The sequence below is a fragment of the Vibrio sp. 1751 genome (assembly GCF_033339895.1).
In the GTDB taxonomy this organism is placed as follows: domain Bacteria; phylum Pseudomonadota; class Gammaproteobacteria; order Enterobacterales; family Vibrionaceae; genus Vibrio; species Vibrio alginolyticus.
On the sequence record NZ_JAWOVM010000030.1, the window covers coordinates 1 to 13,291 of the forward strand.

Consider the following 13,291-nt stretch of genomic DNA (forward strand, 5'->3'; position numbering starts at 1 on the left):
TGGATATTCGGTTATATGCCGTGGTTGCTTTTGGCTGCTACGGCATTGCAGCTTGTGTGGCATTTGCATAACCAAGTACGTTTATCTTCTTGGTTATGGGATGAAAAACGCCTCACGCCACCATCTGGTAGCGGTAACTGGGAATCTTTGTTCAATGGGTTGTATCGCTTACAACAGCGCCAACGCCGCAAACGAAAAGAGCTTACTAATCTTATTCGTCGATTCCGAAATGGTGCAGAATCGCTACCCGATGCGGTAGTGGTATTCCGTGCTGAAGGTAATATTGTTTGGTGCAACAAGCTGGCTCAGCACTTACTGGGCTTCCATTGGCCAGAAGATTCAGGTCAACCGATCTCCAATCTCATTCGTACACCTGATTTTATCAAGTACCTCAACAAGAAAGACTTCTCAGAGCCATTAGAAATGCGTTCACCACTCAACGTCGAACGCATGCTAGAACTACGTATCGTACCGTATACCGAAGGTGAACATTTGATGGTGGTGCGTGATGTGAGCCAATTAAAACAACTTGAGGGAATGCGTCGCAACTTCTTTGCCAACGTATCTCATGAACTGCGTACACCAATGACGGTGCTACAAGGTTATCTTGAGATGACAGAAGACCCTGATATGGTCGTGGGTCCAATGTGGAGCAAAGCTCATGGTGTCATGACGGAGCAGCTCAACCGCATGAACAGTTTGGTGAACCAACTACTGACACTATCTAAAATTGAAGCGGCACCTATGCATGAACTTGAGGAAGTCGTGAATGTGCCTGCGATGCTTGAAGTGTTAGAAAAAGAGGCGGTTAGCCTTAGTGGGGACAACCAACATAAATTGAAATTTGATGTTGATGCTAGCCTACGCGTGCTGGGCGATGATGACCAGTTACGTAGTGCTATCTCTAACCTCGTTTATAATGCCGTCAAATACACACCGCCTGGTGCGAACATTAATGTTCGTTGGTTCCAGACCTCTCAAGGCGCATGCTTAGAGGTGGAAGATAGTGGTGATGGTATTGAACCTCAGCACCTCCATCGACTTACTGAGCGTTTTTATCGAGTGGATAAAGCAAGATCACGTGATACTGGTGGAAGTGGTTTAGGGCTTGCCATTGTAAAACACGCGCTGAGTCACCACGACTCTCATTTAGAAATTCACAGTGAAGTAGGCGTGGGTAGTAAGTTTTCTTTCGTATTGCCTGAGCGTTTGGTGGTGAAATAATGGCTTTACGATTAGCAAAAACATTCAGTTTATTCGCGCTTGTTTGTTCTTTTATGGCTGCCGCTCAAGATAAACCATTGCCGAGTTATCATAAAACGACGGGGATTGTCGGGAACTTGCTCTCTGTTGGCTCCGATACACTTGCGGGTATGACAACGCTTTGGGTTGAAGAGTTTAAATCCATTTACCCGAATATTAATGCGCAAGTCCAAGCGTCTGGCTCTTCTACTGCCCCTCCAGCATTGACCGAACAAACAGCTCAGTTTGGTCCCATGAGTCGCCCTATGCGTTTAAGAGAGATAGAAGCGTTTGAACGTGAACATGGCTACAAGCCAACGGCGCTTAGGGTAGCCATCGATGCAATCGGTATTTTTGTTCATCAAGATAATCCAATTCAAGGTCTTAACTTTAGTCAATTAGATGCTTTGTTTTCCGCCACGCTACGCTGTGGCGAAAGTCAATTTGTAACAAACTGGCAGCAACTCGGTCTTGAATCACAGTGGGCAAAGCGAAACGTACAGTTGTTTGGTCGTAACTCCGTTTCTGGAACTTATGGTTACTTCAAAAGCAATGCCTTGTGTGGCGGCGATTTCAAGACCCGAGTTAACGAGCAGCCAGGCTCCGCGTCAGTTGTGCAAGCTGTAGCGTCAACCATCAGTGGAATTGGTTATTCCGGTGTCGGTTATCGAGTGGCAGGCGTGCGCTTAGTCCCTGTGGCTAAAATGGGAAATGACTACGTGACTCCAACGCGAGAACATATTGTTAGTGGTAAGTACCCACTATCACGTTACTTATATGTTTACGTGAATAAGCACCCTGATTACCCATTAACACCAATTGAAGCTGAATTTATTCGCTTTATCTTTTCTGCTCAGGGACAAGCGTTGGTTGAGAAAGATGGTTATGTGCCCATTACGGCAGATTTTGCAGAAGAAGAGTTAAAAAAAGTCGGCCTGTAAGCCGACTTTTTATTTAGGTATGGACAGTACGAGATCAGAAAGTGAGTGTCCACTTCGCGCTGTCCCAACGTTCTTGTTCTTCCTGTAAATCCGCGTGAAGTAATTTATTGTTTTCTAGCCATGCTTCATCTGTGCAGGTGAGAATCCATTTGTCATTTTTGATAGATAAGGTGATATCAGGCAATGGATCTTCATTACGCTGCCCATTTAATACGATAGAAAGTCGTAATATTTTGATGAGGCTTATAACGTCACTCTGTTTATAGAGGTTGAAATCTGGTAGTTCTTGCAATTTGAGCGCTTTACGCTGGAAGCGAGCTAATGTTGCAAGCACTAATTGCTGCTCACGGTTGAAGCCTTGAAGGGTGGAGTGCAACAGAATATAAAAAGAGTGGCGATGGAAACTACGCAAGTTGATACTTAATCCGACTTCATGAAGCAACGCTGCCCACTCTAGTAAGTCAAATAATTCACTCTTTTTCTTAATGCCTAGTTCAGAGCGTACCTGACATAACATCTCACGTGCATGACCCTTCACACGAGCGGCATGCTCTAAGTCGACTCGGTGCTTGTTGGCTAAATTTTCTGTGGTGCGCATGCGAATATCGGAGCGTGCAAAACGTTCTTCCATTTCGTACAACAGGCCTTCGCGTAGAGCACCATCGGAGAAAAACATTTGCTCAATGCGAAGCGCTTTGAAAATCGCGGACAAAATCGCTACGCCTGCTGCGAATACGGGTTTACGTTCTTCTGTTAGACCCGTCAGCTCAATATCTTCAATTGAATCAAATTTACACAGAGTTTCGATAAGTGTATCCAGTCGACTCGCTGTGATCAGGCCATCTTCAAAACCTAATCCTATTAGCACTTCTTGAGTCGCTTTGATGGTTCCTGATGAGCCGAGAGCAATATCCCAGCCCTTTTTACGATATGTTGAAGCGATGGACTCGAGTTTTTGTTCGGCAGCTAACATCGCCTTGCTGAAGTTTTTTCCTGACAGTTTGCCGTTTTTAAAGTATTGCTCTGTAAAACTGACGCATCCCATCTGTTTACTGTTGAGAAGCTCAGGCTCAAATTCTTGTCCAATAATCATCTCGGTACTGCCGCCTCCGATATCGATGACTAGTTTGGAGTTGGATTCTACTTGAGTATGCGCGACGCCTAAGTAAATCAGGCGGGCTTCTTCTTCTCCAGGGATAATTTCTATTGGGAAAGGCATCACTTCTTTCGCACGCTCGATGAAAAGGTGGGCATTTTTAGCGCGTCTTAGTGTGTGTGTGGCGGCGATACGTACATTTGACTCATCAAGCCCTTGCAGCCTCTCAGCGAACATGGCTAAGCATTCTAGCGCACGCTCCATTGCGGCGTGACTTAAGTTCAATTCACTGTCGAGTCCTGAAGCTAAGCGAACACGTTGTTTATGACGACTAACCAGTTGTAGGTCACTGCCGACAACTTTGGCCACCACCATATGGAAACTGTTTGAGCCGAGGTCTATCGCGGCAATGTAGCGAGTATCTTGTTCAAGTATTTGAGGCATCTGAATTTTGTTTTCTAGTTTGCTTTTCTATATTTTTAAGATAGTCATAGATAGCGATTTGAGAGCGAACTTTTTTGCGATTACCTCGTGGTACGTAAGCGTTACTCATTTCTTTATCTATTAAACGAGCCTTTACTGTATCGGTAAAATGGATATTCGTTATATCAATAATTCTCTGTTTCAAACGTGGATCACGGACTGGTACTGCTACCTCGATACGGTGATCAATATTTCTTGTCATCCAGTCTGCGGAGGAGATATAAACTTGCGGATCGCCATCATTGTGGGTGATCACCACGCGAGGGTGCTCAAGAAAGCGGTCAACAATACTGATGATGCGAATATTGTCGCTGATCCCCTCAATGCCCGGTACTAATGAGCACATGCCTCGAATGATCATGTTTATTTTTACACCGGAAGTACTTGCTCCATACAGCTTATTGACGATGCCTTTATCGACTAGGTTATTGACCTTGATCGTAAGAGCGGCTTTTTTCCCTCGCTTGGCATTCGCAATTTCATTATCAATTAAGCGGTAGATTTGGGTTCGAGAATTACGAGGAGATACCATAAGGTGATTGAACTTCACTGGTCGGTATGGGTTCTCAATGTAACCGAAGACATTACGGACTTCATTAGTGATTTCTTGATCTGCCGTAAGAAGGGAGAAGTCGGTATAAATTCGTGCCGTCTTCTCATGGAAGTTGCCTGTGCCGATGTGTGCGTAGCGAATAATTTCTTCACCTTCGCGTCGGCTAATCATCAGTAGCTTTGAGTGAATCTTAAGACCAGGCGCACCAAAGATGACGTGCACACCCGCTTCGGTTAATACTTTTGACCATTCGATATTGGCTTCTTCATCAAAGCGAGCTTGCAGTTCGACGACCACAGTGACATTTTTGCCGTTGTGCACTGCATCAATTAAAGAGTTCATCAAGCGAGAATCTTTCGCGACGCGATAAATGTTAATCTTGATACTAAGTACTTTGGGATCGAAGGAGGCTTGGCGCACTAACTCACTAATGTGGTCAAAAGTGTGGTAGGGATAATAGAGCAGAATATCTTTCGCTTTAATCGCGTCAAAGCTGTTGGCATAACCTTCGAAATCGGCACATTTCATTGGCGGGAGAGGTTTATTTTCAAGATATTCTCGTCCAACATTTGGAAACCCGATGAAGTCTTTAAAGTTGTGATAGCGTCCGCCGGGGATAAGATTATCGTAGTTAGAGATATTAAGTTTGTTACACAGAAACTCTAACATTTGAGGCGGCATATCGCGTTCGTAGACGAAGCGAACGGGCTTTGCTGTCAGTCGCTGATTGACACCCTCTGACATTTGTTCAAGCAAGCTGTACTCGATTTCATTGCGTAAATCGTATTCAGCGTCACGCGTCATTTTCATCGCATAGCCGCTAAGCTCATCATAATCAAAAAAGCCTTTGAACAGCTCGTCCAAACAGTGGCGGATAATATTATCAAGTAAGATGATGGTTTTTCGACGCTTTCCTTTCTGTTCTGGTACCATCACAAAGCGGGGAAGGTGATCGGTCGGAATTTCGATCAGAGCGTATTGGTAATGTTCTTCTTTACGCAGTTCTACGGCGATGTAAGCGTACTCGTCTTTGAGAAATTGCAGAACATCGATCTCGTCTTTCATTAGGAGGGGAGTGATATGCGGCATTACCTCTCTACGGAAGTATTTCGCGATCCACTTTTGTTGCGATTCATCCAGTTGTTGCTCGTTGACCAAGAAAATGCGACGTCGCGCCATTTCTCGAATCAACTCGCTGTAAAGCTCATCAAATTGTTCGTTAAGCTTTAGTGCTTTCGACTGCATTTTGGTTAACAGTCGTTTAGGGCTATCACTGCCACCGCGCTCTTGGCTGATTAGGATTCTGCGCTTCACGTCCGCAAAGCGTACTTTGTAAAATTCATCTAAATTGTTGGAAAAGATCCCAAGAAAGCGAATACGTTCGATCAAAGGGACGGTTTTATCGGCAGCTTCTTGTAATACTCGTTCGTTGAAAGACAACCAACTCAGTTCTTTTTCTATATATAGTTTTTCTGCGCTCATAACCTTACCTAGCCAAAAGTGAAGTATTACGTACTCATCTTGGAAAAATGGATGAGTGAGAACATTATGAGATTTTCATTACAGATTTATTTCATACCACGCATTGCATAAGAGTTGTATTCTTTTCAGGTGTTTAATGTGATCTGTAATATAATTGTCATCTTAACGACATATTCTAGTACTAAGTCAAAAAAGGTAGAGATTTAAATGGCACAAGCCGAGTTTTCATTGCAGGAAAAAGATAAGAAACGACTGATAAAAGATCGTTTAGTTCGACTTGCAGTGACATCCGGTGGTGTCGGCGTACTCGCGGCGCTTATTTTGATCTTTGTCTACCTCGCCATGGTGATCATTCCGCTTTTTTCTGATGCGGAGATCAAAACCAACCAAGCCATTCGAGCCACTCATATTGAAACACCACTTGCGATTTCAGTGGATGATTACGCTCAGCTCGCGTTCGTTCTAACCCAAAGTGGTGAGATTCAATATTTGTCGATGGACGATCCTACGAAACCTGCGGTGTATACACAGCAAATCGTCCAGAAACCCGTCGCTTTCTCTCAATCTGCTCCTGGGCTAGGTTGGTATGGATTTGTTGATGGGCAGGGTAAAGCGAACCTTTTCAAGCCAGAATTTAATGCCACATTGAGAGAAAATACACGTCCTCCGGAAGTGATTGAGCTAGACACCAGCATGGATCTGACACTAAGTACGCCTCAAGATCCTGTTACTCAGTTTGTATTTGCAGCTTCGACGCCCTTAGCAACGGTTGTTTGGCAGACGCAAAGCGGTGAAGTGAAAGCTCGCTGGCAAGTGGCTTCGTCTTTGGGTACGCCTCCTACAACGATCGATTTTACGTTCTCTTCAGGCTTTAATACGCCTCAGCAAATGTTGTTGACACCTGACGGTGAAACGCTTTATTTGCGCGATGGCTCTGAGTTGATCGTGTTAAAGAAAACCGCACGTAAATTTGCTGTGCGAGAGGTGGTCGATCTCACTCAAGGTGATAAGAAGCATTCCGTTCGTACGATAGACTTATTGGCTGGTGCTTACTCGCTTTTGGTGACGCACAACGATGGTCGGGTGTCGCAATGGTTTGATACGCTGCAAGAAGAAAAACGCACGTTAACGCATATTCGTGATTTTAAATTGGCATCAGAGCTTAAGTATTTGTTGCCGGATTCTCATCGAAAAGGATTTTATAGCTTTTACACCAACGGCACGTTGCAAAGCCATTATACAACCAGTGAAAAACTGGTGTTGTTTAAGCGTGCGTACAATCAAGCGCCCGCAATCGCAGCAATGTCTAACAATGAACGCTACTTAATCACTTGGCAAAATAATGCGTTAAATGTTGCGGAAGTGGACAATGCCTATCCGGAAATTTCATTGTCTTCATTATGGCAAGAAGTGTGGTACGAAGGGTATCCTGAGCCTGAATTTGTGTGGCAATCGACTTCGGCGAGCGATAACTTTGAGGCTAAGTTCAGCCTAGTACCTATTGCGTTTGGAACGATAAAAGCGGCGATGTTTGCGATGCTGTTTTCAGTACCGCTCGCAGTGCTAGGTGCTATTTATACGGCTTACTTTATGTCGCCACGCATGCGTCGTGTAGTAAAACCGTCGATTGAGCTAATGGAAGCACTGCCGACGGTGATCATAGGTTTCCTCGCGGGATTGTGGTTCGCGCCTATTGTCGAAGATCATTTGATTACGATCGTCGTTATGCTGTTTGTTTTGCCCTTGAGCACCATGATTATGGGCGGGCTATGGGCATTAATACCGCAACCTTTGCGGAATCGTCTGCCTAATGGTTGGCATGCTTTAGTGCTCATGCCTGTCATATTGGTACTGATTGGGCTTGGAGTGTGGATTTCGCCTACGATTGAGCAGACGTTCTTTGGTGGCGATATGCGCTTATTCTTAACCGAGCATGGTATTGGTTACGATCAACGCAATGCATTGGTGGTGGGGTTAGCGATGGGGTTTGCTGTTATCCCGACGATTTTTACCATTGCCGAAGATGCCATTTTCTCTGTACCGAAGCATTTATCGGATGGCTCTTTGGCATTAGGGGCCACGCCTTGGCAAACTTTAATCTATGTTGTCTTGCTTACTGCAAGCCCAGGTATTTTTTCTGCCATTATGATGGGCTTGGGACGCGCTGTTGGCGAAACCATGATTGTATTAATGGCAACGGGCAATACGCCATTAATGGATTGGAATATTTTGGAAGGATTGCGCAGCCTGTCGGCGACCATCGCCGTTGAGTTGCCAGAGTCGGAAGTTGGAAGTTCGCATTATCGCCTGCTGTTCCTAGCTGCATTGATTTTATTTGTGTTTACGTTTGCAGTAAACGCGCTTGCGGAGTGGGTTCGTCAGAGACTGAGAGATAAGTACCGTGCGTTGTAATAATGGTTTGAATAAAGAGCGAGTAATAACGTGTTAAATTGGATTCGTTCTGGCGCACCGTGGATATGGCTAACAGGCGGTGCAGTCAGCATCAGTTTGTTGTCGGTATTAGGGTTGTTACTCCTTATCGGCTGGAAAGGCCTGACTTACTTTTGGCCAGCGCCCTTGTATCAGTGGAATGTTGCAGCGCTGACTCCTGTACAAGGTGAAGTGCTACATGAAAATACTATTCTGATTGGTCAAGTGTATGAGCGCAGCTTTGTACCGAAGAGTTATTTGCCTGAAAGCGCAGCACAACAGTTAGAAGACGATGAAGATTTTGCCACGCGACTCAACATCAAAATCGCTAACCGAGAGTTGTATCCCGCCGATTTTATCTCCGTATTGCAAATGCAGTTGGATGAGCCCACGACGCCAAAAGAGTGGGCGGTGATAGAGCGCAGTAGCGGTGGTTATTTCTTTGGTAAGCTGGTGGCGTTTCAAGATGGCGATAATATATACACCAGTGATATTCAATCGATACTAAATAAAAAGCTTGATGATGCAGAAACTCTGCGCCATGAGATTGATTCTTTGGTGGTCGATCAGCTTAAAGAGCTTGGTTGGAAGCTAGAGCAGTTGCGATTAGAAAAGCGCAAGCATGAATTGAATGACACGCTGACAGAAAGCTTCTTAAAGGAAAATCAGACGAAAAAAGAGCAGATAGAAAAAGCGCTTGCGACGTTAGATTTGCAACTTGATGGTTTACGACTTCAGCTCTCTGACTATGCCTTGATTGTCGAGGATATGACGGGGTCACAAGTATCGATTCCGCTCGAAGATATTTTGGACTACTGGTATCCAAACCAAATGTCACTGCCTGATAAAGTCATGCATTGGGGAAAACAGGTTTGGAAGTTTTTATCTGAAGATCCAAGAGAGTCTAACTCCGAAGGAGGCGTGTTCCCTGCGATATTTGGTACGGTTTTCTTAGTACTCATCATGTCGATCATTGTGATGCCACTCGGGGTGATCGCCGCTATCTATCTACATGAATACGCTAAGAATAACGCTCTAACCAGAGTTATTCGTATTGCGGTTATAAACCTAGCGGGTGTTCCATCGATTGTTTATGGCGTATTTGGTTTAGGTTTCTTCGTTTATACGATTGGTGCCTCTATCGACAACGTATTCTATGCGGAGAAGCTACCGGCACCAACCTTTGGTACGCCGGGTTTGTTATGGTCTGCACTAACTCTTGCCGTGCTGACGCTTCCAGTTGTGATTGTGACTACTGAAGAAGGTTTAACTCGTATTCCGAGCTCAGTACGACATGGTTCTCTGGCGCTTGGTGCAACTCAGTTCGAAACACTATGGCGTGTGGTTTTACCTATGGCGACGCCAGCTATTATCACAGGTTTGATCCTTGCGATTGCACGTGCAGCTGGCGAAGTAGCGCCACTGATGCTGGTGGGGGTCGTGAAATTGGCATCCAGTTTACCGGTTGACGGACAATTCCCTTATGTGCATTTGGATAGAAAGTTCATGCATTTAGGTTTTCACATTTACGATGTTGGCTTTCAAACCTCCAACATCGAAGCGGCGCGACCATTAGTTTATGCTACCTCTTTCTTACTCGTGACAGTGATTGTCGGGCTAAACTTAACAGCAATCAGTATTCGCAATAATTTACGAGAAAAATACAGAACGTTAGGACAAGATTAAGTATGTTTAATTTTGATAGTACATTAGGTTATGAGCCACCATTGGATGTTCATAATTTAACGGATGAACAAACAGCCATCTCAATCGAGAACCTTAATCTGTTCTATGGTCAAACTCAGGCGCTGCATGATATTTCGATGCGAATTCCCAAAGGGCGAGTCACCGCTTTTATCGGTCCTTCAGGGTGTGGAAAGTCGACGTTATTACGTTGCATCAATCGCTTGAACGACTTAGTGGAAGGGTGTCGAGTCACAGGTAAAGTGCGTCTCCACGGCAAGAATGTTTATCATCCTAATGTCGATGTTGCGACACTTCGACGCCGAGTGGGGATGGTGTTTCAAAGACCCAATCCATTTCCTAAGTCAATTTATGAAAACGTAGTTTATGGCTTACGCTTACAAGGTGTAAAAAACAGCCGCAGTTTAGATGACGCAGTGGAGCGATCCTTGCGCTCGGCGGCGTTGTGGGATGAGGTAAAAGACCGCTTGCATGAGAACGCATTTGGCTTATCTGGTGGTCAGCAACAGCGCTTGGTCATTGCGCGGGCGGTGGCGATTGAGCCGGAAGTCCTGTTATTGGACGAGCCAACATCAGCGTTGGATCCAATCTCAACTTTAACCATTGAAGAGCTTATCAATGAGCTGAAGACTCAATATACTGTGGTTATCGTTACCCATAACATGCAACAAGCGGCGAGAGTGAGCGATCATACTGCATTCATTCATATGGGTAAGTTAATTGAATACTCTGACGCGGACTCGATCTTCACTTCGCCAATGAAGAAACAGACCGAAGATTACATTACGGGTCGCTACGGTTAAGTCGCGACTCTATACGGAATAAGGAACATCATGCACTTTGGACGTCATATTTCAGGACAATTTAACGTAGAGCTAGAATCGATTCGTACTCATGTATTAACCATGGGTGGCTTGGTAGAACAGCAGCTTTCGTATGCTATTCAAGCCTTGCATAAAGAGGACATCGAACTGGCGCGTAAGGTTGTGCGTGACGATCATAAAGTGAATGCGATGGAAGTCTCGATCGATGACGCCTGTACACGCATTATTGCTAAGCGTCAGCCAACGGCAAAAGACTTGCGCTTAATCATGGCTATCATCAAAACGATCACGGATTTAGAACGCATCGGTGATGTGGCGACACGCATTGCTTACGTTGCCATTGAAAGCCCATCATCAAAAGAACGACAATTCCAAGTGTCGTTAGAGCCTCTCTGCCGTCAGGCAATTAATATGCTGCATCAGGTTTTAGATGCGTTTGCCCGCATGGATGTAGAAGCGGCAGCAGAGGTGCATAAACAAGATGACAAACTAGACGCCGAGTATGAAGCGGTGATTCGTCAGTTGATGACTTACATGATGGAAGATCCAAAAAATATCCCTAATATTCTGCAAGTGATGTGGTCGGCGCGCGCGATTGAACGCGTGGGGGACCGCTGCCAGAACATCTGTGAATACATTATTTACTTCGTGAAAGGGAAAGATGTACGCCATCTAGGTGATCAAAGTATTGATGACGTACTGAAGTAACTGACTTCAATAAATAGACCAGCTTTTAGGCTGGTCTATTTATTAGAGAGAAGGAAAGCACGTCAATATTTATCAGGAACGAAGGTCTGATCATCAATGGGTGCTCTGACGTAACCTTCTTTATTGAGTTCAGGTAATTCGATGGGTGAGTACTCAAGTGCTTTGTAATCAATCTGGCTTAGTAAATGACTGATACAGTTCAAGCGCGCTTTCTTTTTGTCATCTGAAGGGACGACCCACCAAGGGCAGCTTTTCGTGTCTGTATAGGCAAACATCTTATCTTTTGCTTCCGAATACTCCGCCCAGCGATGACGTGACTCCAAATCCATGGGGCTGAATTTCCAACGTTTGATCGGCGTATTAATTCGACCTAGAAAACGTTTTTCCTGCTCTTCGTCTGAAACCGAAAACCAATACTTAATCAGAATAATCCCAGAGCGTTGCAACATTCTCTCGAATTCAGGGCAAGAGCGTAAAAACTCCTCGTATTCGTCTGGAGTACAGAACCCCATGACTTTTTCGACACCTGCTCGGTTATACCAACTTCGGTCAAATAAAACGATTTCACCAGCAGATGGTAAATGAGCGACGTAACGTTGGAAGTACCATTGCGTTTTTTCTTTTTCGGTCGGTGCAGGCAGAGCCACTACGCGACAAACACGCGGGTTTAGCTTTTCTGTAATTCGCTTTATCACTCCGCCTTTGCCCGCAGCATCACGGCCTTCAAACAGAACAACCACTTTTAACCCTTTGTGTTTGACCCACTCTTGAAGTTTTACGAGCTCAACTTGAAGGTTTTTGAGCTCCTTTTCGTATTCCTTTTTCTTCAATTTAGACATACACCTTTCCTCACTCCTTGATAAACAATATGTTAGCACTCAAAAGCTATGCGCGTGAGGTTACGGTGGTCTATTTGAGAGTTGCTACGACATCGGTTATGGCTTGTGTACTTGTGATGGGGATTAAAAAATCATCGACATCGGATGCGCCCATTTTGCTTTGTTCAGCAACAAAGGTCATTTGGCTAGGGCGTGTGGTTTTGCCTGACAGATGGATTTCAGGAACTTGAGTGTCTTCTACTAACGCACGTACGTTACTCGCATTAACGCCAGCCCCCGCCATGATTGCTATGCGTCCTTGGGCTTGCTTAACCAAAGCTCTAAGCACATCGATCCCTTGTGGTGCTGAAGGCGCAAGACCGGAGGTTAAAATACGTTCACAACCTAAGCTGATCACTTCTTCCAAAGTTTTTTCAGCGTCACGACACTGGTCAAAGGCACGATGGAAGGTCACGCCTAAGCCAAGCGCTTGAGCAAATTCACACAGCGCAGCCGCGTAAGGCATATGAATATCACCGTCTTGAGTGAGCACGCCGAACACGGCACCGCTCAAGCCTGATTGGTGAGCTGCTTCAATATCCCAACGCATCATTTCGATCTCTTCTTCATTGTAGAAGAAGTCACCTTGGCGTGGGCGGATCATGGCATAAACTGGAACACTCGAAAGCTTAGCCGCTTGCTGCATAAAGCCATAACTGGGTGTTAGTCCGCCTAAAGCCAAAGAGGAGCAAAGTTCAATCCGAGTGGCGCCGCCAGCAATGGCGTAGTGCAGAGATTCAATATTATCAATACAGACTTCTAGGTGAGTAACCACGTTCATTCATCCTGCTAACGTTACAAATAGGTGTTGTGGCTAAGATATTAACAGGGCAAGTAAGCAGAATCTGTATGGAGGGGATGATAAATAGAGGTAAAGTTTACGCTAAAGCGTTACCTCATTTTGGCGGTTTATCTGAAGGAAAAAGAAAGCCCAGAGCTGAGGCTCTGGG

At 45.0% G+C, this 13,291-nt stretch carries 9 protein-coding genes and 2 pseudogenes; 7 read left to right on the plus strand and 4 right to left on the minus strand.

What is annotated here, in order from left to right:
* Together phoR and R7041_RS11705 are read left to right on the plus strand one after the other, a co-directional pair.
* On the plus strand, positions 1–1,224 hold a 1,224-nt coding region (gene phoR / locus R7041_RS11700), incomplete at its 5' end, for a phosphate regulon sensor histidine kinase PhoR (protein WP_318128633.1).
* Positions 1,224–2,183, plus strand: coding sequence for a PstS family phosphate ABC transporter substrate-binding protein (locus R7041_RS11705; RefSeq protein ID WP_085569938.1), 960 nt, complete (start codon positions 1,224–1,226; stop codon positions 2,181–2,183). The genes phoR and R7041_RS11705, both read left to right, overlap by 1 nt.
* Before the next feature lie 34 nt (positions 2,184–2,217).
* Here the strand turns inward: R7041_RS11705 and ppx are convergent, their stop codons facing one another.
* Positions 2,218–3,723, minus strand: coding sequence for an exopolyphosphatase (gene ppx, locus R7041_RS11710; protein ID WP_206949585.1), 1,506 nt, complete (start codon positions 3,721–3,723; stop codon positions 2,218–2,220).
* The gene (ppk1, locus tag R7041_RS11715) at positions 3,707–5,797 is read right to left on the minus strand and encodes a polyphosphate kinase 1 (RefSeq protein ID WP_206949583.1); all 2,091 of its coding nucleotides are present in this window, start codon (positions 5,795–5,797) and stop codon (positions 3,707–3,709) included. The genes ppx and ppk1 overlap by 17 nt, the downstream gene beginning before the upstream one ends.
* Positions 5,798–6,004: 207 nt before the next feature.
* On the opposite strand from ppk1, the gene R7041_RS11720 reads away from it, so the two are divergent.
* The 5 genes and pseudogenes from R7041_RS11720 (at position 6,005) to phoU (ending at position 11,463) form a co-directional block, all read left to right on the plus strand.
* Complete coding sequence (locus R7041_RS11720; RefSeq protein ID WP_149192397.1) at positions 6,005–8,209, plus strand: ABC transporter permease subunit; 2,205 nt, start codon at positions 6,005–6,007, stop codon at positions 8,207–8,209.
* A gap of 30 nt (positions 8,210–8,239) precedes the next feature.
* Positions 8,240–8,471 (plus strand): annotated as a pseudogene (locus R7041_RS22730) (phosphate ABC transporter, permease protein PstA); the annotation flags it as partial.
* A 65-nt stretch (positions 8,472–8,536) separates the two neighbouring features.
* Positions 8,537–9,913 (plus strand): annotated as a pseudogene (gene pstA / locus R7041_RS11725) (phosphate ABC transporter permease PstA); the annotation flags it as partial.
* Positions 9,914–9,915: 2 nt separating this feature from the next.
* Positions 9,916–10,734 (plus strand): phosphate ABC transporter ATP-binding protein PstB, encoded by an 819-nt coding sequence (gene pstB, locus R7041_RS11730; RefSeq protein WP_206949581.1) that lies wholly within the window; start codon positions 9,916–9,918, stop codon positions 10,732–10,734.
* A 30-nt stretch (positions 10,735–10,764) separates the two neighbouring features.
* The gene (gene phoU / locus R7041_RS11735) at positions 10,765–11,463 is read left to right on the plus strand and encodes a phosphate signaling complex protein PhoU (RefSeq protein WP_005381744.1); all 699 of its coding nucleotides are present in this window, start codon (positions 10,765–10,767) and stop codon (positions 11,461–11,463) included.
* Between the two features lie 62 nt (positions 11,464–11,525).
* Here phoU and ppk2 read toward each other — a convergent pair whose 3' ends face one another.
* Both ppk2 and R7041_RS11745 read right to left on the minus strand, forming a co-directional pair.
* Entirely contained in the window at positions 11,526–12,302 is a 777-nt protein-coding gene (gene ppk2, locus R7041_RS11740; RefSeq protein ID WP_047102160.1) for a polyphosphate kinase 2, read from the minus strand.
* Between the two features lie 70 nt (positions 12,303–12,372).
* Complete coding sequence (locus R7041_RS11745) at positions 12,373–13,116, minus strand: copper homeostasis protein CutC (protein ID WP_102970345.1); 744 nt, start codon at positions 13,114–13,116, stop codon at positions 12,373–12,375.
* Positions 13,117–13,291: the final 175 nt, after the last annotated feature.